Genomic DNA, 21,797 nt, shown 5'->3' with positions numbered 1-21,797 from the left:
TATCTTATAAACAATAAGATATACTTTCCCTTTTAATACGGACAGATGGGTGAGTGGCTGAAACCACACCCCTGCTAAGGGTGCAGATCTCAACGGGTCTCGAGGGTTCAAATCCCTCTCTGTCCGCCACCTTATAAATTTCATTTTATTTCATCTATTTTAGTAATTTTTATTGTTATAATTAATACCATCAAAACTTAATAAATCTAAAGGCAAGCTTCACATACTATGCAAATTTACGCTTCTATTGACTTGAAATCTTTTTATGCATCAGCTGAGTGCGTTTTAAGAAATTTAGATCCTTTAACAACTAATCTTATTGTAGCAGATGAAACAAGAACGGACAAAACCATCATACTAGCAGTTTCACCCGCGTTAAAAACTTACAATATACCCGGTAGATTAAGACTTTTTGAGTTTAAACAAAAAATCCATTTAATCAACCAAGAAAGACTAAAACAAGCTCAAAAACACCACTTTAAAGCTAAAAGTTTTAATATATTGGAACTTGAAAATGATTTAAATTTAGAATTAGACTACATTATTGCTAAGCCTAGAATGGCTACTTATATAGAATTTAGCACAAAAATATACAGCATTTATTTGAAGTATTTTGATGCTAAAGATATTCATATATACTCTATTGATGAAGTCTTTATCGATCTTAGTTCTTATATTGAAAAATACAAACTTTCAGCTTATGAGCTACTTACTAAGGTTTTACTTGATATTTCACACACAAGTAAAATCACCGCAACAGCAGGTATAGGCACAAATTTATACTTAGCTAAAATTGCTATGGATATACTCGCTAAAAGACAAAAAGTAGATGAAAATGGCTTGCTTATAGCCTTTTTAGATGAAAAATTATATAGATATAAATTGTGGCAGCATAAACCTTTAAAAGATTTTTGGCGTATAGGTAAAGGTATTGCCTTAAAACTTGCAGATTTAAACATTTATACTATGGGAGATCTTGCAAGATTTTCTTTAAAACATGAAGACTTGCTTTATAAACACTTTGGTGTTAATGCTGAACTTTTGATCGATCATGCATGGGGTATTGAAACTTGCACAATGAAAGATATTAAAAATTACAAATCACAAAATCACTCTAAAATCATGGCTAAAGTTTTACCTTTTGCATATGATAATAATCAAACAATAAAGGTTTTAAAAGAACTTGTAGATCATTTGGTACTTGAACTTATACAAAATAACCTTAAAACAAACCATATCACACTAGATATACAATATGATAAAAGCAATTTAGAAAATTCAAGTTTTTTGAGTTCTTATAAAGGAGCTATTACTAAAGATAATTACGGAAGAGCTATACCTAAAAATGCTCACGGAAGTATGAATTTAGAAAATTTTACCCATTCTTTAAAAATCATCAACAAAAAAACCTTAGAACTTTTTTATAAAATCAGTGATAAAAACTTAAGTATTAGAAAAATCAGCCTAAGTTTAAATAATATCACAGATAAAGCTCAAGAAAATTTCCAAGAATTAAATTTATTTAGTGATTTTAACGCAATTTCACAAGAAAAAAATCAACTTGAAAAAGAAGAAAAGCTCCAAAAAGCAAGACTTCAAATCATGCAAAAATTTGGTAAAAAAGCTATTTTAAAAGCTTCAAGCTTGGATGATGAGACTAAAGAAATTACTTCTTTAATAGGAGGTCATAATGCATGATGATTATAAAGATATAATAGATATAAAATATCAAAAATCAAAACAATTTCCACCAATGTCAAGAGAAAAAAGAGCGGCACAATTTGCTCCATTTTCAGTACCAAATGGCTTTAGTAAAGCTATTTTAAAAACGCAAAAAGATATGGAAAAAGCATTAGAAAATAGTAAATATCAAGAAGAAAGCTAAGTTCTTCTTGATAAAATTTTATTTTGCATTAGAGTATTTTTCAAACTCTCCACTTTCATCGATTTCATTGCCATAAAGTTTGTGTAATTCATAGTAGTATTTTACAAATTCCTTACACTCTTCATCAAGTGGTAAAAATACCCCATCTTCTAAAACACAAAATTCATCTAAATAATTTTTAGCATCTTCTTTTAACATATAATGTCTTGCTAGCTTATAATAATTTTGCATAAACACAGCCTTAAAACTCTCGTAAGCTTCCTCATCAAATTTAATGTTTAATTTCTCATTTGCAAAAGATAACACCCCTGATTTAAACAACAATGACAAATGAATCAAACCTTCTGTATAATAAGGCTTAACCTCCTCTACTCTTTGCCAAGCAATCAATCCTATAGCCCTTTTAATAAGCTCATAAAATACAGGAAGCTTTAAAACATCTTCTTCATGTAAAAAGAAATTTACAAGCCCGCCCGCAGTAGCTTTAAACTCTTCTATATTTTTAAACACGCCACTTTCATTCATTTTCTTTTCGCTATCATTTGCCACAAAGAAAATATGCCCAAACTCATGACCTATGGTAGAAACTTCATAAATTCTTTTCCATAATTTTTCATTGTAAAATAAAATTTCTCTACCATAATCTAAAAATTCTTTTTCAAATACCATAGAAGAAAGCTTCATAAAAGGCTTGGTTTTAGCATTTTCATAAACATAATTTAAAAAAGCAAAGATCTTTTTACCTGCTATATTGCTTACATACTCATCATTTGGCACTACTTGAGCGGAAAAAAGCCCCTTAAGCTCTGCTCCATAAAAAATCATAGGCATACAAATATAAAGCTGAGTTTTTTCAAGATTAAAATTCACTTCATCAAACAAAGCTTCATCTTCTTCATCTAAATTTGCATACACTATTGCAAAACTTTCTTTGATTTTATCTTTAAACTCACTCCCATTAAAATCACTCACATCTTCTAAGCGTATATCCCACTCAAGAGCTACTGCATGCGTATAAGAGTCTTCATAGTATTCTAAAGGATGGCCAATTTGCAATGGACATTTTACTTCCATCCACGCAAGCTCTGCTTCTTGCCATTTTTTAACCACTTCATTATTATCTTTTTCACAAAAAGCAAATTTTAATTTTTCTATATAATCAATATAAGCATTTTTTTCATCATCTAACGTGCAATTTCTTAGTTTTTCTAAAAGTTTATCAAACTCATATTCAAGCTTTAAAACTTCATTTTCAAAAGCTTTTGCATAAGGTAAAAACCTCCAAAGTGTTCCTATTTTAACTAAAGCTCCATAGCTTCTTTCACAAATTTCACCATCTTGATTAAGCTGATAAAGCTCATTTTGTTTTAAAAACTCCAAAGCATCGCTTAAATTTGGAAATTGTTCTTTTAAGATTTTATTATTTGTATCTAAAATTTGCTTGCTCCAAACAAGCTCAAAAGAATTCATAACTACGCCTATATTATGCACACCTTGAACTAAAGCCAAATAAAACTCATCAAGTAAATTTTTACTCTTAATCTCATCGATTAAATCTTGATGTTCTACTTCATAAAAGGCTCTTACTAAAGAAAAAACTTTATATTTTATTTGAGAAATTTCTTCTTCATTTAAACCTTTTTTCTCAAGTTCTTGGACTAAATTTTCCTCTTTTAAATCCACCAAACGACGCAACATTGCTAAAACATTGCTTTTTTCATTTTCAAGATTAGCTAGTTCTAAAGCTCTATCTATCAAAGGATGACTTTGATTAGTTTGAAGTATATTATAAAGACTATTGATATTTTGTTTCCTATTTTTCACAATTTTTGCTATTTGCTTAAAATCATTCATTTTTTACCTTTCTTTATTTTTAAAACTTAATTATAATGCTTTTTTTAAAACACAAGGAGAATGTATGAAAGATATGGGAGAACCTAAACTAAGAGTTATAGCTATGCCAAGCAATACAAACCCCGCTGGTAATATCTTTGGTGGTTGGATCATGTCACAAATTGATCTAGCTGGAGCCATTGCAGCAAGGGAGCTTTCTCCGCAAAGAGTAGTAACTGTAGCAGTGGATAAAATCATTTTTAAAGAACCAATTTTCGTAGGTGATTTGGTATCTTGCTATGCAAAAATCATCAAAGCAGGTAATACTTCTATCACCGTAGAAGTAGAAGTAGTTACCCAAAGAGCCAATGATTATGGCCGTGTATATTGCATGCATGTAACTTCAGCTGTGGTAACTTATGTAAGTGTAGATAAAGACGGAAATAAACTTCCTATTGATGCGGATTTAAAAAGATTGCACGGCTTTTGATATGTTTTATTGTATTTTCAAAAAAAATTTTATATCATCACAGAAAACTTTCTAAGGCTTATATATGCGCGGATATAAAATATTTTCTGGTTCAGCAAATGAGGAATTTGCTAAAAAAATCTCAAAATACCTTTCACTGCCTCTAAGCAATGCGGGTGTGAAGCGTTTTAGTGATGGTGAAATTAGCATTCAAATAGATGAAAGCGTGCGTGGTAAAGATGTATTTATCATTCAAAGTACTTGTGCTCCAACAAATGATAATCTAATGGAACTTTTAATCATGACAGATGCTCTGCGTCGCTCAAGTGCAAGCTCTATCACAGCTATCATCCCTTATTTTGGTTACGCTAGACAAGATAGAAAAGCAAGTCCTAGGGTGCCTATTACTGCAAAATTAGTAGCAAATCTTATAGAATCAGCAGGGGTAGATAGAGTAGCTACCATAGACTTACATGCTGGACAAATTCAAGGCTTTTTTGATATACCTGTGGATAATCTTTATGGGAGTATTATTTTTAATGATTATATTAAAAATAAAAACTATAAAAACCCTATCATCGCAAGTCCTGATATAGGCGGTATAGCAAGAGCTAGGAGCGTAGCAAAAGCTTTAGGACTTGATATAGTTATAGTAGATAAAAGACGCGAAAAGGCTAATGAAAGCGAAGTAATGAATGTCATCGGTGATGTAAAAGATAAAGAAGTGATTTTAGTAGATGATATTATCGATACAGCAGGAACCATAGTAAAAGCTGCTGAAGTATTTAAAAGCAAAGGTGCAAAGTCAGTTATAGCTTGCTGTACCCACCCTGTGCTTAGTGGCGTAGCTTATGAAAGAATAGCCAAAGATGCGCTTGATGAGCTAGTAGTAACTGACACTATACCTTTAAAACAACAAATGGATAAAATCAAAGTCCTAAGCGTAGCACCTATTTTTGGTGAGGTAATACGCAGAGTTTATCATAATGAAAGTGTGAATTCTTTATTTGTATAAATTCTTTGCAAGGATAGCCTTGCAAAGAAAACTTATTTTCTATTTAGATTTATAATAATTTCTAATAAAAAAATTCATCAAAAAACACCACATATAATCAGCCAACATATAATGCCCGTTAAAAATATCTTGTGAAAATCTTGCATGTGCTATTTTATTTCTAATATTAAAACCATCTTTACAAAACAATAATCGCAATTCTTTTACAGTATCTTCCTCTAAAAGATTTTGTGATTCAATTTTGTCTAATAAATTTTCTAAAGTTTCATACTCTTGTATTTGATGATTTTTTTTGTCATTCTTTATAATATCTTCGCCTATTATATGTCTTAATATAGCCTCAATGCTTACTGAAGCATATATAAAAAAGTCCATATAGTCTTTGTGTATCCCAGCACAAAACATTCTAGCTATAATTTCTTCATACCCTTTTGGAATTATATTATTATCGCAAGTTAAATAATAAAAATATTCTTTATTTGGGTAAAATCTTTGTAGCAATTTTGATTTTAAGATATTTATCCAAGGATAAGATGTCGTTATATAATTATAATATTTCCTAAATAATCCAGAATTATCAATATTTTCTCTTAAATTATCACTATCAAAATACATCACACAGCTCAATAAATCGACAATAGAATTCTTTTCTTCTATTTTTTTAAAATTTGTTTTTAAGCATGGATAAATTCCATAAAAGCATTGAAATAAATTAGAATTTAAAAAACTATCCACATCATTTTCAAATCGCCCTATTGCTTCTTGAATTTCTTTTGGAATATTAAAACATACGGGTTTAAAATCAAAAGTGATTTTTTTATTATTTTCTTGTATTAGTGAATTAATTTTTGATATTTGTTTTTTATTTTTTATTTTTTGAGCATATTTTAAAGCACTATCTAAAATTCCCATTTTCATATCAGATGACTTAATTTTAGAAAATATCAATAAAAACATATTAACTATTTTTTGATAATTGTCCTTTTCATTATTTTTATCTATTAAATGCAAATTTTCATATAAGCCACATATAACATCAGAATTTGATAATAAATAATTATCTTGGTTTATCTCATTGATATGTTTAAGTTTTATTTCAATGATTTCATAAAGTTTTAATTCTATCACTTTTAATTCATCTTTAGTATAAAAATTTTTATATCTTTTAATTAAATTTTCAAATAATTTTATAAAAGCAAAATCTATATTTTCAGATTCTTTGCTATGTAAATAATTATTTATAGCTTCTTTTAGTTTTTTTATATATTCAAATTCTTTTTTTAAATTAAAGATATGATTTACATCAAGTGCAAATAACACCCCTTCTTTTAGCCCATAAGAATTTTTTAGAAATAATTTATCTAAAAATAAAATAGTATTTTTTATAATAAGCCTAGCTATTTCAGGCTTATTTTTTATATTTTTATATTCTATCAATAAGCATGTTGCAATTTTTAATTGCAATAAAGGATTTTTTACATCATAAACTATATTATTAAATTGCTCTAAAACTTCTTCTTTTAATATAAAATCATTATATTTATACTCAAAATAATTAGGATTATAGCTATAAAAATAACATAAAAAATTAATACTATCTTTATATATTATATTTTTTTCATTTTCATTGATTTTACTTATTAATTCACTAAATAAAACTATATTTTCACAGCCATTTAAGTCTAACTCGAGTAAATCGCTTATGATCTTTGTATCTTCCATCTTAATTCCTTAATAATGCTATATATTCACTTTGTTTTTCGTTTAAGACTTTAAAAGTGCTTATCATGTAAGAAAATTCATCATCACTTAAACTATAAAGTTCTTTAACTAATAAGTCATTTTTTGCTCTTAAAATATCATAAGCTTTTTTAGTTTTTGGAATTTCATCATCTTTTATGTTAAATTCTTGTTTTAGCTCATCAAAATGATGATTTTTATCATTATAAAGCTGTAAAAGCAAGGCATTTTTAGCTAGGGTTTTATAGATTTCATTGTTTTGAATTTCTTTATCACTTGGTTGAGGCAGAGGAATTCTTTCTAAATAGGTTTTGCTTACATTGATTTGCACCATATTTCTTATGATAAAATCAACCACTAAAGAATTTAACAAAGCCAAAACAAGCAAAATTCTTTCATAAGACACTACATCTATACAAATTTCATCATCTTTTAAAATATATAGTTTTGGTACATTTGCAAACATACTATGTCCAAAACCACAATTTTTTGGTAATAAAGAAGCTATCAAAGTTCTCTCATCAGTATCTCTTGCAACAGCCCTATAAGCAAATCTAAAAAATTCTCTATCATACTTTATCAATTCAGGCTTTAGTTCTTTGCTGGTGGCCTTTTTAGCTCTTAAAAGTTCTTTGCTTTTTAAACGCTCATCAAATTTAGCCTTTTCTAAAAAATAAGTAGCTTGGCTAAAATTTGCATTAAATTGATGTATCATTTTACCTTCATATAAGGGCAAAAGTCCTTCCCTAAACTCTTCTATAAACAAATCTTTATCATTTGTCATATCAAGCTCTCTTATAAAATCTATATAATCAAAAGACAAGGTTTGAAAAGCATTATAAGATTTTCTTAGAATTTCTAAAGCTTGCTTGTCTTTTAGCTCCATTAAGGCTAGGTGAGTTGGGCTTAACTTTTTGATATCTTCTAAATTTAGAGTTAAAATTTCATCTTTGTTTTTTAATGAGTTTATATCTGTTTTATAAAACATCGTTTTGATTTTATGGGCATTATTTGCTTGCGTGTTTTTTATAAGCATAAGAGCAAATTTATAGCTTCTATGAACATCTATAAAGATAGCTTTGTTGTTTTCAAAACTATAAAAATATTCTAAAGTTTTATTTTCTAAAATTTCTTTTCTTAAAGTCAAACTTCCATCTTCAAACATCAAAGCACTAGGAAGCACATAAGCTAAATTTCCATCTTGTTTTAAAAGAGAAAGATTTTTTCTACAAAAAGACGAAATAAATTTCCATCTCCACTACCTTTATTTAGCGGATAAGCTTTTTTATAATACTCGTTTAAATCATTTATATATGCTTTTTGTTTTTCGTAATTTTGCTTTATATAATCTTTTGCTAGCAAATTGTCTTGAATTTCTTTTTTCTTGCTAGCAATTAAGCTTCTATAATCGCTTTTATATTGTGGAAAGAAATCATCATCACTAAATTTAGTTTTATCCCAAGGTGGATTACCTATGATAATATCAAAGCCTTTAAAGACTTGATTTTCTATGATTTCAGGAAATTCTAACTCATAATTAAAGAAGTTAAATTCTTTTTGATATTTGCTAATGATAGCTTTTGCTTGTTTATTTTGGCTTAAATTTTGTATATCATCTTGACTTAGGGCTTTTAGAATTTGTAATTCTTCTTTGTTAGCAAAATGAAGTGAGTTGATATAGTTTAGATATAAATTTAACTTATCAAGTTTTGGTATGATTTCATTTTGATAGATTTGTTTGGATTGTTTGATTTGTTCTTCGTTGGTATCTTGTAGATTATCAAGCTTTTCAAATACTTCTTGTAAAATTTCAAATTCTTGAGTAATGGAATTTGTGAAAATATTTTCTTTATTTTGCTTTATTAAATTTTCAAAATCACTTATACTTGAGCCTAGCAAAGCATTGCCACATTTTATGTGATGTTCTATAAAAGAAAGTGGGGTTCCAAAGATAAAACTATCTATCCAAAGACTAAGCTTAGTAAGCTCTATACTAAATGGATTTAAATCCACTCCATAAATAATGCGTTTTAGCAAAAGTCGTTTTAAAACATCACTTTCATCTAACTCATAATCTTGCGTGAAATCTTTTATATGATTTGCGATATTTTCTTTTTCTTGTTCGTGGAGTTGCTTTAAATTTGTAAAATGTTCAAAATCTGATAAAACAATATGCGTGATAGCATTTAAAACTCCAACTAAAAAATGCCCACTACCGCAAGCATTGTCTAGAATTTTAAATTTCAAAATGTTTTCATTGTTTAGTTTGTCTTTTAAAGCACTTTGGATTAAAAAATTAGCAATAGATTGAGGTGTATAAAAGCTTGCACTTGCTTTTCTTGAGTTGCTGGTATTTTTTAGATAAATTTGTCCTTTTTCATAAAAGGTATATTTTTCTAATTTTTTTGATTTTTCTAAAATTTTAAAGTCATAATTATCAAAATAACACTCTATTTCTTTTGATTTTTCTTTATAGCTTACATAGTAAATATCTTCATTTGCTACTTCAAAAAAGTAAGAAAGTAAGCCTTCATAAATCGTGCCTAAATGCTCTATGCTTAAGGTTTTATAGTCTCTTTTAAAAGTTAAATTTTTATCTTTGTAGTATAATAATTTTTCTAAAATTTTCTTCAAGTCTTTATCACTGAAAATCTTTGGTGTGCTTAAAAGAGTGGTTTTGCTCTCATCAAACAACCCGCCATTAAAAACAGGCATGTCAAAATTGCCTTTGCCTTTATTATAAATTTGAAATATCATTTCTAAATCACCAAAGCCAGCACTTGAGCTTTCATCATCGCTTAAATTTTACAATAAAGTTTTTATGCTAATTTTGCTTTTGAAGTATTTATGCTTTTTTAAGATATTTTCAAATTTATCTTCAAAATAAGCAATAAATAAAAGCCTAAATACAAAATATAAAGAATTTTCATAGATTAGCTTTAAATCAGCTTTAGTTTTGTTATAAATCCTAGAACCTATAAATTCAAATAAAGATTCATTGCCATTAGTTCCATAGATAATAGATTTTAGATCATCTTCTATTTTTATTTTTGATTCTTTATTAACTTGTAAAGATTTTTCTATGTGTTTTTCTTCTGTATAACTTGTTGAAGCAAAAATACTATAAAAATACGCAAAAGCTTGGTAGTTTTTATCTTTTATGATTTGTTCTAAATTTATCTCATAAAATACCTTGTTTGCACTAAGTGTAGAGTTATCATAAAAACGTCAAAATCTACCATTAGTTAAAAAGCCATAATTTTTCTTAAGATTACTAAGATATCTTAAAATTTGAAAATGGGGATTTTCTTTTACTTTTTTATTATCTATTTGCACATCATAGGCTTTTGATTCCATGATGATAGTAAATTCATTACTTGATTTTTTTGTTTCTTTGTCTAAATTTTCATAATTTACTTTTATATTTTCATCACTAAAAAGCAAAAAATCGGGCTTTTCTAATTTACCTTGTATGATCTTTTCATCTTGTCTTATAAATTTCCACCCTAAAATGTCTAACACTTTTGATATAAATTCATCTTCAAATTGATGTTCATTATAATTTTGAAAATTTCTTTGAGTGGCGTTGTATAGACAGATTATATTATCTAAGGTTGTTTTATATGTGTTTTCATTTTTAGTAAAATTATAAATATTTGGAAAATCCACCTCTAGAGCATAGTTGGTAAAAAGATTATTATCAAGATATTTTTTAATTTCTTCATAAAAATTCATAGAACAGCCTTAGTATTTTTTAAAATGATAATAAAAAAGAACTTTTTAAAATGCTAAGAAATACTATCAAGCTTTATAATGAATTTAAATTTAGAATTAATAAAAACCTTACCATCTATCTAAAAAGAAGCCTTCCTTGAAGTCCTATCAATAATAAGAAACCTTTGATGAAATTAAATTATTAAAATACTAAATTCTAATAAATTGATATATGAAAGATTAAATTTGGTGGAGACGAGGGGAATTGAACCCCTGTCCAAAAATAAAACAACCACGGCATCTACATGCTTAGCAAAGGTGAAAATTTCATCTAGCCAAACTCACCTTCCAAAATTTCAAGCTAGACTAAGACTTTAACTTCAATCAAAACTTGTCAAATTTCAATCTACACTATCGAAAATGACCAAATCCTAAGCTAGATAGTATCACTTAAAATTCAGGCTCAACTGAACTTACGCAGCTTTAGCGTAAGCAGGAGCAAATTTAACGTTGTTTGCGTTTAATTTTAATTTGAGCTTTATACGCTTTGCTCAAAGCGACATGCCACCAAGGCCACTCTACTCCTGTCGAAGCCAAGTCGTCCCCGTTATTTAGAAATTTTATCAGGAACATTTGCAATTTGAGGGTTAAATACACTTAAAAAAGAAGCATTTTTTTCATAATCACTGCAATATCTATCAAGCTGCTCACCCACTAAAAACATCCAATCCACAAATTCATCGCTAGCAGGCCCATCAAATTTAGCTGCTTCTTGCATAATTTCCTCACAAAATGTACAAAAATTTGCAATCTCATCTAAATTTAATCTTTTAGCAGCCCAAACTACATTGTGGATATTTTGCTCTAAGTCTTTTAAAGCTTCTTTGTATTTTGAGCTATCGCTGCTTAGCTTTACTATCAAAGGCTCTAAAACATCGCAAAGACTTCTAAAAAAATACAAAAAACGCTCGATTTCTTCAAGCTCGTAATCTAACTCTAATTGCTCTAAAATTCCCATAAAAACTTCTATAATCTAAGTTTAAATGTTTATTTTAGCAAATTTTAGATAAAATTAAAATTTCTTAGCAAAATAAAATGGAAAAAATATGGATAGAATCGTAGAGATTGAAAAATTCTCCCCTGATGAAACTTATGAAACAAGCCTTAGACCTTCAAATTTTGATGGCTACATAGGACAAGAAAACATTAAAAAAAATTTAGAAATTTTTATCAAAGCTGCTAAAAAAAGAAATGAATGTCTAGATCATATCCTTTTTAGCGGGCCTGCAGGACTTGGTAAGACAACTTTAGCAAACATTATCTCATATGAAATGAATGCAAATATCAAAACTACCGCTGCACCCATGATAGAAAAAAGCGGGGACTTAGCTGCGATTTTAACTAATCTTAGCGAGGGAGATATTTTATTTATCGATGAAATTCATCGCTTAAGTCCCGCCATAGAAGAAGTACTTTACCCTGCTATGGAGGATTTTCGTCTTGATATTATCATCGGTAGTGGCCCTGCTGCACAAACGATAAAAATCGATTTGCCCAAATTTACTTTAATAGGTGCTACTACAAGAGCAGGTATGCTAAGTAATCCTTTACGCGATCGCTTTGGTATGCAATTTCGCTTGGAATTTTATAAAAATGAAGAGCTTGCTATCATTTTAGAAAAAGCAGCTCTAAAGCTTAATAAAACTTGTGAAAAAAAAGCTTCTTTAGAAATAGCCAAACGCAGTCGCTCAACCCCAAGAATAGCATTAAGATTGCTTAAGCGTGTAAGAGACTTTGCTGATGTAAATGATGAAGAAATCATTAGCGAAAAAAGAGCTAAACAAGCACTTGATTCTTTAGGGGTAAATGAGCTTGGTTTTGACGCGATGGATTTGCGGTATTTAGAGCTTTTAACTGAAGCTAAAAGAAAACCTATAGGACTTTCTAGTATAGCTGCAGCATTAAGTGAGGATGAAAATACCATAGAAGATGTGATAGAGCCATATTTACTAGCAAATGGCTATATAGAAAGAACAGCCAAAGGTCGCATTGCAAGCTTAAAAAGCTTTGATGTTTTAAAATTAAAATATAACAAAGGTTTATTTGATGAAAAGTAGTAATTTTTTCTTGATTAGTTTTATTTTGATCATTTTATTTTGGGTACTTTTTTTATTTAAACCTTTTTTGATGAATATAGCCATAGCAAGTTTAATGGCTGTTTCTACTTCTAATGTTAATGTTAAATTTTTAAGTATTTTCAAAGGTAAAAAAGTCGTTGCTGCAGCAGCTACTACTGCTTTTATGCTGGCTTTATTTTTTATCCCTTTTGTATATGCTATTATAGAGCTAGCAAAGGCTGCAAAAGGTTTTGATATAAGCTATTTTCACAATACCATAGAATATTTTAAAAATTATTCCCTACACCTACCCGAATCTTTAAGCTTTATAGAACCCAAAATCAAAGAAGCATTAGCAAGTATTGACTTAAATTCTATCTCTAAAAATGTTTTAACCTATCTTTCAAGCGCAACTAAATTTGGCACTAAATTTCTAACTGACATGGTATTAATTTGCGTATTTTATTTCTTTGCTAATCTTTATGGAGCCCAACTCATTGGCTATATAAAAAGCATAGTGCCTATGAAAAAAGAAGAAACTCAAGGCATTTTAAGTGAAGTGAGTAATGTAATGTCTGTGGTGTTTTATTCTATGGTGCTAAATGCCATTTTACAAGGGGTGCTTTTTGCTATCATTACTAAATTTTATGGTTATGATGCGATTTTAATGGGAATATTATTTTGCTTTAGCTCTTTAATCCCTGTGGTAGGTGGAGCTTTAGTTTATGTGCCTGTCTCTTTATATGAATTTGCAAATAACAATCTAAGCGGTGCTTTAGTGATTTTCATTTATAGCGTGGTAATGATATCTTTTATCGCAGATACTTTAGTAAAACCCTATATCATTAAATGGATCAATGAAAAACTTGTTCAAATTCCAACACAAATTAACGAACTTTTAATTTTCTTTGCGATGATAGCAGGAATTTCAAGTTTTGGCTTTTGGGGTATTATCCTTGGACCTGCTATTTTAACTTTCTTTATTTCTACTTTAAAATTATATGTGATTTTAAAAGAAAAGCATTTTGTATAAAAGCGATTATTTTTCAATAATCGCTAAAATTTCTTCTTCGCTTGTAAGTTTTTTGTTGTATTTAATCACTAAAAATTTAGAGTTTTTATACACATCTAAAACTCCATTTATGCCTTTAATCATATTTAAATCATGTTTTGTTTCTAAAGATAAATAGACATTTTTAAAATCTGCCGGACTTTGTAAAAACAAAAGCAATACAAACCAAATTATAGACAAAGCTATCAAAATAAAAGCAAGAGCAACTAAACTAAAATGGTGTAAAAAATACCCTCCAACGACACCACCTAAAAAGCTTCCAAAATAGCCAAAAGCATTAAACACACCCAAAGCTGCGCCTTTTTCATTTACCTTAGCAAATTTACTTGCACAGCTTTGCATAATAGGCTCATGTAAATTAAATCCTATAAAAAACACTACAACACCCACCATAAACACTAAAGCATTATGCGAAAAAGCAAATATAATATAAGCAATGATAAAAAACGCCACACCTAAAAGCAATATCTCTTTACTTAAGCCTCTTTTTTCTCCCAAAGATCCTGATAAACCCATAGCTAAAAACCCAAGCACCATAGAGCTAACATAAACATGCCATAAATTCTCACTCGGGTAATTAAACTCATGTACTAAAACCAAAGGAATACTTAAAAACGCAATACTCATAAGCATTTTTTGCATACAATTAGTAAGATTCATCAAAGCTAAGTTTTTTTCTTTTAAAAGTTTTTTTAATGGGGTTTTAGTATTTTCATGTACTATTGTATGCTCTTTTGGCACAACGCTAAATAAAAGCACGATACAAATTAAACTCAAAATAGCACTTAAATCAAACAAACTTGAAAGTCCAAATTTAGCACTCATTAAAGGAGAAAGCACTAAAGAAGCTGCAAAAGAAAGTCCTATAAATGAACCCATGATAGCCATAGCCTTACCGCGATTTTCTTCATTGATAAAATCACTTATCATAGCAGTAGCTACTGCTCCTATGGCTCCTGCACCTTGTAAAAGCCTTCCAAACATCATCGTATAAATATCATCAGCATATGAACATACCAAAGAACCTATGATAAACACCACAAGTCCTATTAGCATAGTTTTTTTACGCCCTATTTTATCTGAAATAATACCAAAAGGAACTTGCAATGCCATTTGAGTTAGAGCATACACACCTACTAAAAGCCCTACTAAAAACTCATTGGCTCCTTTTAAATTTAAAGCATATAAACTTAAAACCGGCAAAACTATAAATAATCCAAAAAATCTAGTTCCTACAATAAAAGACAAAGGTAAAACGGTTTTTAACATCTTTTCTCCTTATAAAGGATAATTTTACTATGATTTTGATAAACTTTTTTTAAAGTCAAAATAAAAAGAGTAATTTATGAAGAAAAAATTAAAAATCATTCTAGCAACTTCTAACGCACACAAAGTAGAAGAAATCAAAAAATTTTTAACTTCTTATGAAATTTATGCCTTAAATGAAATCATCACTCCTTTTGAAATCATCGAAGATGGCACAAGTTTTAAAGAAAATGCTTTGATAAAATCTAAAGCTATTTTTAATGCTTTAGACAAAAAACAAAATGAATTTATCACCTTAAGTGATGACAGTGGTATAAGCGTAGAGGCTTTAGACAATGCACCAGGGATTTTTTCTGCAAGATACTCTCAAGAAGGCACTGATGAGGCCAATAGAAACAAACTCATCCAAGCCCTGCATAAAAAAAACTTACATCAAAGCAAAGCTTTTTACACTGCAGCCATAGCCATAAGCTCAAAATATGGACATTTTAGCACGCATGGATATATGCATGGCCTTGCTATTGATACTCCAAGGGGTAATAATGGCTTTGGATATGATCCTTTATTTATCCCAAAAGGTTTTGATAAAACTTTAGGTGAATTAGATGAGCAAGTAAAATTAAAAATTTCACACCGCTCACAAGCGCTAATGTTTGCTACTTATATCTTAAGGGTATTAGAAAAAATGGAGTATTGATGAAACAATTTATAAAATATATGCTTATTGCTTTTGGTGTTTATGTGATTTGGATTTTACTTTATTTTAATTTTGCTTTAAAATAATGATAAGTTAAAATAAAACTTGGCAATAAAAAAAGCGAGCCAAACAAAAGCAAGCTCATAGCTAAAACCGTAAGCAAACCAAAATAAATCGTCGGGATAAAATTACTGCTAATCATCACTAAAAAACCTAGAATAATCGTAACACTAGTATAATAAATCGCACTTCCTATACCTATATGCGAAGCTTTTATGGCCTCTTCTAAGCTTTTATGTTTTAATTCTTCTTTAAAACGATGAATATAATGAATCATATCATCAACCCCTATTCCTATACAAATAGCAGCTATGGTAATACTCATAATATCAAGTGGTATATTTAAAACACCCATTAAGCCAAACACCAAAGCTAAAGGTATGAGATTGGCCAAAATTGCCACAAAAGCATAAACAAAACTTCTAAAAATCACCACAAACAAAGCAAAAATCACAAGCACCACAAAGGCTAAAGTGTCAAATTGTGATGAAAAAAGACTTTGAAGCATATTATTGTACAAAGGCATAATACCACTGATTTTAACCTCTACATTATCATTTTGCAAAAGCTCATTTAAGTCTTTTTCAAGCTGTTTTAAAAAAGCATCGCGTCTTAAATTTGGATCACTATCTAGCATACGCACGCTAAATCGCAACTCATTATTTTCTACACTAACAAAAGGGGTTAAAACTTGCTTTTTAAAATTCTCATCTAAATTTTCATACAAAAACGCTAGAGCAAAATCATCTAAAGTCTTACCATCATTAATGCTTTTTCCAAGCTCTAGCAAACTTTGCAAGCTAAGCACAGAGCCTACATATTTTTGCTTACTTAAAAACTCATGAACCTTAGCAGCTATTCTTGTTTTTTCACTACTAAAAAAATACCTATCATCTTTGGCTAAATCATCAAATTCTTGTTCAAACTCATCTAAGCTTTCATTTTGTTTTGGATTTTGCTTAAATTTGACAATCACATCTAAAGGCATAGTTCCACCTAGCTCTTTATCTATAATCAACAAACCTTGTTTAATCCTAGAACTATCTTTAAAATAACTCACAAAACTATTTTCTACTTTAATTTGCAAAATTCCATACAAAGCAAAAGCTACACAAAATAAACTTATACTATAGATAAATTTTCTATGTTTTAAACTTACATTTGCACAAAAACTTAAAAATTTCAACGAATTTTGATTAAGCTCTTTAAAATTTAAACGCGGCATTAATACTAAAATACTTGCAAAATAAATATAAGCTAAAATCAAACTCACACTGATGCCAAGGCTCATCATAATACCAAGTTTAATAATAGGCTCAATATCTGAAAAAACAAAACTTAAAAACCCAACAACCGTGGTTAAAATAGCAAAAAAACTAGGACTTGCTTTATCAAGTAAGGTTGAGAGCAAAAGCTTATAAACGCTAGCTTTTGGGTGTTTGTGTAAATTTTCTATAAAATGCACGATTAAGTGTATCACAACAGAGACAGTGATAATGAGTACCAAAGCTACATAGTTTGAAGACACCACAGTAATATCAAAGCCCAAAAGCGCGAAAATCCCGCTTGAAGTAAAAAGTGAAACCACACAAATTCCCAAAGCCAAAAACACTAAACGCAAAGAGCCAAAAAACCACCAAAGTGCTATAAATAAAAGCCCTATTAAACTAAGTCCATAAATTTTTAAATCACTTTTTACATAATTAATCATATCATTAGCGATCATTTCAACACCACCAAGGTGTAAAAAGTCTCCATTTTGACTATATTTAGATACTATTTTAGTAATTTCTTCTAATCTTTTTGCACTAAATTCCCTTGAGCTTTCTTGGTGCTTTTTAATCAAGGCTCTAAAATGCTCTTTTTCATTTTCATTTTGCGCATTATCCCTTGAATTAATCAAGTCATTATAAACAAGATCAGGTGCTAGATAAATCAAAATTCCCGTTGTTTTTCCATCTTTTGAGATGATATTATTTTTATAAAAGGGTTGATTTAAAATTTCTTTTTTAGCTAGATTAATATCCACATCTTGACTAAAAATATTAGGTATATTTTGGATAAGCTCTTTTAACTCTTTACCTTTAGAACTTGCAAGTAAAGGCGCATTAGTGATAGAAAATACCTTTTGTACACCATTGATTTTTTCTAAATCAAGAGTTAAGTTTTTTATAGTTTCTAAATTTTCTTTAGCAAAAATATCTTTATTTTTAGGAGCAAAAGCAAGCATTAAAAAATTATCATTGCCATAACGCGCTGAAACTTCTCTATATAGTTTCAAACCCTCATCATGCTCTAAAAGCAAGCTTTCAGCACTTGCATCAACACTTAAATTTTTAGCAAAAAAACTAAAAAATATACAAAAGATTAAAGTAATCCCCAAAGTTAGCTTTGGGAAATTAAGAAAGATTTTTAAAATTTTACTTAGCATTATTTAGAAAAATCAACACTAGAAAGCTTTTCAAGCAAGGTTTTAAAATCGCCATTTTGCAAGACATCTTTAAATTGTGAGCGATAAGTTTGTATAATACTTATACCAAAAATATCCACATCATAAATTTGCCAATCATTATTTTTATCATAAAATTTAAAGATTACAAAATTTTCTTTACCATCTACTATCATAGAAGTTTTTAAAAAGGCTCTTTTATTTTTTTCTTCTAAATTAATCACTTTTAATTTTTGAGAATCATACAAAGCAAGCTTATCTGTGAAACTTTTTTTAAGGTTTTTTTCAAAAGCTTTGTTAAATTCATTTTTTTCATTTTCACTTAATTTTTCATATCTTGTAGAAAGACTAAGTTTAGCCATAAGTTCATAATCAAAAACACCATCAAATAAAGCAAAGATTTTTTCCGCTGCTTTAGCTTTATCGTTTTTATTTTGATCTAGAATTTTTAAGCTCTCATCAATTTTTTCTTGCATGGTTTTAGAAATATCTTGCAAATTTAAAGCAAAAGCAAATACTACGCTAAAAAGCAAAACTATGATTTTTTTCATTTTATCTCCTTATTTGATGAGTTCTTGGCGTCTTTGTTCATATGCATCGCGTATAAAAATGTAATAATCTACACTATTTTGGTAAATATCATCTATTTTTTCATACTCAAAACTTAATTCATTAAGTTTTAATGCAGCATTTACACCCACACCAACCCAAAAATTCTCAATATATCCCTCAGGCACCATAAACCAATTTACAGGCAAAGCTAAAGCATCTCTTACATTATAAGGACCTAAAAGTGGAAGCACTAAGTGTGGTCCACTACCTACCCCCCATTTACCCAAAGTCGTTCCAAAATCAGCTTCATAACTTTTTAAAGGAGTTTTACTCGCACTATCTAACAAACCAAATCCAAAAATCACATTCACACAAAATCTTCCAAATTCCTCACCAGCTTTTCTAAATTCTAAACTTAAAAGATGATTAATAAATCTAAAAGGTGATCTTGTGGTATCAAAAGCATTTTTTACACCTGTTCTTATAAAGCTTGGAGTAATGCTTTTATAAGAAAGCACAACCGGTCTTAAAAAATAAGTATAAAGATCATAATTAAATTTACTCATAGCTTTATTGTAAGTATAAAAGCTATCTTTGACTTCTTTTTTTTGATATTCTTGTTCAAAATCTTCAAAGTCATTTGCTAAAATCAAAGTGTTAAAAAATAAACACAAAGTTAGTATGTATTTTAACAAGCTTTTTCCTTTTAAAATTTCATAAATTGAAATCTTATATTATACAAAAATTAAAATAAATTTTTACATTAAAAATATTCTTTAAAAAAAATTAGTAATTTTTATTTGCTTATGAAATAAGTCTTAGAAAATATGCAAAAAATATAAATTTATTTTTGCTTTTAAAAATAAGCTATAATTTTTTTAAAATTTACTATTAAAAGGATAAAAAATGAAAAAAATTTTTACCCTACTTTTTTTGTGTATTTTTGGCTATAGTGCTGATGTAAATATCGCTGCAGCTGCAAATGTAGCTTACGCTTTTAAAGCCTTACAAAAAGAATTTCAAAAAGAAAACCCTGATATTAGTATCAATGTAAGCTTAGGTGCTAGTGGAAATTTAGTTTCGCAAATCAAAAATGGAGCGCCATTTGATATATTTATGGCTGCAAATATGAAATTTGCACAAAGTTTGTATGAAGATAATTTTGCTAGTACAAAACCTGTTATTTATGCTCAAGGAGCTTTAGCTTTACTAAGTGTTAGAATGGATTTAAGCAAAGGATTAGACACGCTTAAAGAAGAAAAGGTAAAAATCATCACCATAGCTAATCCCAAAGCTGCTCCCTATGGTCAAGCTAGTATAGAAACTTTACAAAATGCTAAAATTTATGAGCAAACAAAAACTAAAATCATCGAGGCAAAATCCATAGGAGAAGCACTTACTCAAACATTAAAAGCAGCCGATGTGGGTTTTATAGCAGCAAGTGCTTTATATGAAGATACGCTAAAATCTTATAAACTCCAAGAAGGAAAAAATTATATTTTAATCAATCCAAAGCTTTATGAACCAATCAATCAAGGTATTATCATCACTTCTTATGGTAAAGATAATGCCAAAGCTAAGAAATTTTATGATTTTATTTTAAGCAAAAAGGCTAAGGAAATTTTCAAAGCTTATGGCTATAATATCCCATGATTAAAGCTAAAATAAATATTATAAAAAATCATGAAAATATAAACTGGGTAGAATTTCTTATAAATAAACATAAATTATTTATGCTTGCTTTAGAACTTGATGAAAAAGCAAGCATTGATCAAGAAGTTTTACTAGCTTTTAAAAGTAGCGAGTGCTTGCTTAGTAAAAAAAATTTAGAAAATTCATTTTTAAATACCTTTTATGCAAAAATCATTGATATTTTTCAAGGACAAATCATCACTATCGTAAGATTAGAAAATGAAATTTGCACTTTCGAAGCTCAAATTAGCACCCATGAGTTTTTAGAGCAAAATTATCAAAAAAATGATTTTGTATTTGCTTATGTACATCCTAGTGCTTTATTTATCAAAGAGTATTTATGCTAAAACTTGACTTTGAAAAAATCTTTAAAAATAAAGAAAAAGAATTTAAACTTAAGGTTAAATTTGAAGTTAAAGAAGGAGAATTTTGTGCTATTTTTGGAAAAAGTGGTAGTGGTAAAACTACGCTTTTGAGAATTTTAGCAGGTTTTGAAAAAGCACAAGGAATTTGCACTTTTAATAATACGATATTTTTTGATGATAAAAACTTTCTAAGCCCACAAAAAAGAAAACTTGGTTTTGTTTTTCAAGATTATGCTTTATTTGAAAATATGAATGTAGAGCAAAACTTACTTTTTGCTAAAAAAGATCTAAAATTTGCTAATGAACTTTTAAAACTTTTAGATTTAAGCAAACACAAAAAAAGTCATATTTTAGAACTAAGTGGGGGACAAAAACAACGCGTAGCTTTAGCAAGAGCCATTATGCAAAAACCCAAACTTTTACTTTTAGATGAGCCATTTAGTGCCTTAGATAATGAGATAAAACTGCACTTGCATGATTATCTTTTAAATATACATAAAACTTATAAAATCACTACTATTTTAATCAGCCATGATGTAAGTGAAGTTTATAAACTAGCTAATAAAGTCATCATTTTAGAAAATGGAGCCATCATCAAAGAAGGCTCGCCTAATGAAGTTTTTTTAAAGACACAAGGCTCGCAAAAATTTGCCATAAAAGCACGCATTTTAAAACTACAAAAGCAAGATAGCATATTTATAGCCATACTTGCCATAGGTAATCAAATCAGCCAAGTAGCACTAAGCCCTTTAGAAGCTAAAGATTTTAAAGAAAACGATGAAGTGCTTTTGAGCCAAAAAGCTTTTGCGCTAAATTTAAGCAAAGCATAAAAACTATAATTTAAATTAACTTGTATATTAAAAAATTATAT

The 21,797-nt window shown here is 28.7% G+C and carries 17 protein-coding genes, 1 tRNA gene, 1 other RNA gene and 1 pseudogene; 11 read left to right on the top strand and 9 right to left on the bottom strand.

Going from position 1 to position 21,797, the window contains the following annotated elements:
* Positions 1-39: 39 nt before the first annotated feature.
* The 3 genes from L8U37_RS02430 to L8U37_RS02420 all read left to right on the top strand — a co-directional run bounded on the left by L8U37_RS02430 (position 40) and on the right by L8U37_RS02420 (position 1,885).
* Positions 40-129, top strand: a tRNA-Ser gene (locus tag L8U37_RS02430).
* 99 nt (positions 130-228) lie between these two features.
* A complete protein-coding gene (locus L8U37_RS02425; protein ID WP_263728491.1) occupies positions 229-1,698 on the top strand; it encodes a DNA methylase in 1,470 nt (489 codons plus the stop codon).
* A complete protein-coding gene (locus L8U37_RS02420; protein WP_263728489.1) occupies positions 1,691-1,885 on the top strand; it encodes a hypothetical protein in 195 nt (64 codons plus the stop codon). The genes L8U37_RS02425 and L8U37_RS02420 overlap by 8 nt, the downstream gene beginning before the upstream one ends.
* An 18-nt stretch (positions 1,886-1,903) precedes the next feature.
* Here L8U37_RS02420 and ciaB read toward each other — a convergent pair whose 3' ends face one another.
* Positions 1,904-3,739, bottom strand: a complete 1,836-nt coding sequence (gene ciaB, locus L8U37_RS02415; protein ID WP_263728488.1) for an invasion protein CiaB — start codon at positions 3,737-3,739, stop codon at positions 1,904-1,906.
* Between the two features lie 64 nt (positions 3,740-3,803).
* Here ciaB and L8U37_RS02410 point away from each other — a divergent pair, with 64 nt between their 5' ends.
* Together L8U37_RS02410 and L8U37_RS02405 are read left to right on the top strand one after the other, a co-directional pair.
* Positions 3,804-4,208 (top strand): acyl-CoA thioesterase, encoded by a 405-nt coding sequence (locus L8U37_RS02410; RefSeq protein ID WP_133319755.1) that lies wholly within the window; start codon positions 3,804-3,806, stop codon positions 4,206-4,208.
* Positions 4,209-4,272: 64 nt separating this feature from the next.
* A complete protein-coding gene (locus L8U37_RS02405; RefSeq protein ID WP_039619082.1) occupies positions 4,273-5,202 on the top strand; it encodes a ribose-phosphate pyrophosphokinase in 930 nt (309 codons plus the stop codon).
* A 39-nt stretch (positions 5,203-5,241) separates the two neighbouring features.
* Here L8U37_RS02405 and L8U37_RS02400 read toward each other — a convergent pair whose 3' ends face one another.
* From L8U37_RS02400 to L8U37_RS02385, 4 genes and pseudogenes are all read right to left on the bottom strand, one after another.
* Positions 5,242-6,924 (bottom strand): DUF4209 domain-containing protein, encoded by a 1,683-nt coding sequence (locus tag L8U37_RS02400; RefSeq protein ID WP_263728486.1) that lies wholly within the window; start codon positions 6,922-6,924, stop codon positions 5,242-5,244.
* Position 6,925: 1 nt separating this feature from the next.
* A pseudogene (locus tag L8U37_RS02395) lies at positions 6,926-10,677 on the bottom strand (Eco57I restriction-modification methylase domain-containing protein).
* 226 nt (positions 10,678-10,903) lie between these two features.
* Positions 10,904-11,262: a transfer-messenger RNA gene (ssrA, locus tag L8U37_RS02390) on the bottom strand.
* Position 11,263: 1 nt separating this feature from the next.
* A complete protein-coding gene (locus L8U37_RS02385; protein WP_039619086.1) occupies positions 11,264-11,674 on the bottom strand; it encodes a hypothetical protein in 411 nt (136 codons plus the stop codon).
* An 88-nt stretch (positions 11,675-11,762) separates the two neighbouring features.
* Between L8U37_RS02385 and ruvB the strand changes: the two genes are divergently transcribed.
* A complete protein-coding gene (gene ruvB, locus L8U37_RS02380) occupies positions 11,763-12,773 on the top strand; it encodes a Holliday junction branch migration DNA helicase RuvB (RefSeq protein ID WP_220566281.1) in 1,011 nt (336 codons plus the stop codon).
* On the top strand, positions 12,763-13,806 hold the full coding sequence (locus tag L8U37_RS02375; RefSeq protein ID WP_133319757.1) for an AI-2E family transporter: 1,044 nt from the start codon (positions 12,763-12,765) through the stop codon (positions 13,804-13,806). The genes ruvB and L8U37_RS02375 overlap by 11 nt, the downstream gene beginning before the upstream one ends.
* Positions 13,807-13,812: 6 nt before the next feature.
* Here the strand turns inward: L8U37_RS02375 and L8U37_RS02370 are convergent, their stop codons facing one another.
* Positions 13,813-15,114, bottom strand: coding sequence for an MFS transporter (locus L8U37_RS02370; protein ID WP_263680109.1), 1,302 nt, complete (start codon positions 15,112-15,114; stop codon positions 13,813-13,815).
* 76 nt (positions 15,115-15,190) lie between these two features.
* On the opposite strand from L8U37_RS02370, the gene rdgB reads away from it, so the two are divergent.
* Positions 15,191-15,808 (top strand): RdgB/HAM1 family non-canonical purine NTP pyrophosphatase, encoded by a 618-nt coding sequence (gene rdgB, locus L8U37_RS02365; RefSeq protein WP_263680110.1) that lies wholly within the window; start codon positions 15,191-15,193, stop codon positions 15,806-15,808.
* Between the two features lie 61 nt (positions 15,809-15,869).
* Here the strand turns inward: rdgB and L8U37_RS02360 are convergent, their stop codons facing one another.
* From L8U37_RS02360 to L8U37_RS02350, 3 genes are read right to left on the bottom strand one after another with little or no spacing between them, the layout of a single operon-like run.
* The gene (locus tag L8U37_RS02360) at positions 15,870-18,299 is read right to left on the bottom strand and encodes an efflux RND transporter permease subunit (protein ID WP_263728485.1); all 2,430 of its coding nucleotides are present in this window, start codon (positions 18,297-18,299) and stop codon (positions 15,870-15,872) included.
* A complete protein-coding gene (locus L8U37_RS02355; protein WP_047208573.1) occupies positions 18,299-18,868 on the bottom strand; it encodes an ABC transporter substrate-binding protein in 570 nt (189 codons plus the stop codon). The genes L8U37_RS02360 and L8U37_RS02355 overlap by 1 nt, the downstream gene beginning before the upstream one ends.
* A 9-nt stretch (positions 18,869-18,877) precedes the next feature.
* Positions 18,878-19,564: a VacJ family lipoprotein gene (locus L8U37_RS02350; RefSeq protein WP_133319762.1), complete on the bottom strand. Its 687-nt coding sequence runs from the start codon at positions 19,562-19,564 to the stop codon at positions 18,878-18,880.
* A gap of 211 nt (positions 19,565-19,775) precedes the next feature.
* Between L8U37_RS02350 and modA the strand changes: the two genes are divergently transcribed.
* The 3 genes from modA to L8U37_RS02335 are packed head-to-tail and all read left to right on the top strand — an operon-like array spanning position 19,776 to position 21,756.
* On the top strand, positions 19,776-20,522 hold the full coding sequence (gene modA / locus L8U37_RS02345; protein ID WP_263666372.1) for a molybdate ABC transporter substrate-binding protein: 747 nt from the start codon (positions 19,776-19,778) through the stop codon (positions 20,520-20,522).
* Positions 20,519-20,908, top strand: coding sequence for a hypothetical protein (locus L8U37_RS02340; protein ID WP_263662211.1), 390 nt, complete (start codon positions 20,519-20,521; stop codon positions 20,906-20,908). Before modA ends, L8U37_RS02340 begins: the two co-directional genes overlap by 4 nt.
* The gene (locus tag L8U37_RS02335; RefSeq protein WP_263728483.1) at positions 20,902-21,756 is read left to right on the top strand and encodes a sulfate/molybdate ABC transporter ATP-binding protein; all 855 of its coding nucleotides are present in this window, start codon (positions 20,902-20,904) and stop codon (positions 21,754-21,756) included. Before L8U37_RS02340 ends, L8U37_RS02335 begins: the two co-directional genes overlap by 7 nt.
* Positions 21,757-21,797 lie beyond the last annotated feature (41 nt).

Origin of the sequence: Campylobacter sp. RKI_CA19_01122 (assembly GCF_025771325.1) — a bacterium.
Lineage (GTDB): Bacteria > Campylobacterota > Campylobacteria > Campylobacterales > Campylobacteraceae > Campylobacter_D > Campylobacter_D lari_D.
This window is presented reverse-complemented; position numbering and strand designations above follow the sequence as displayed.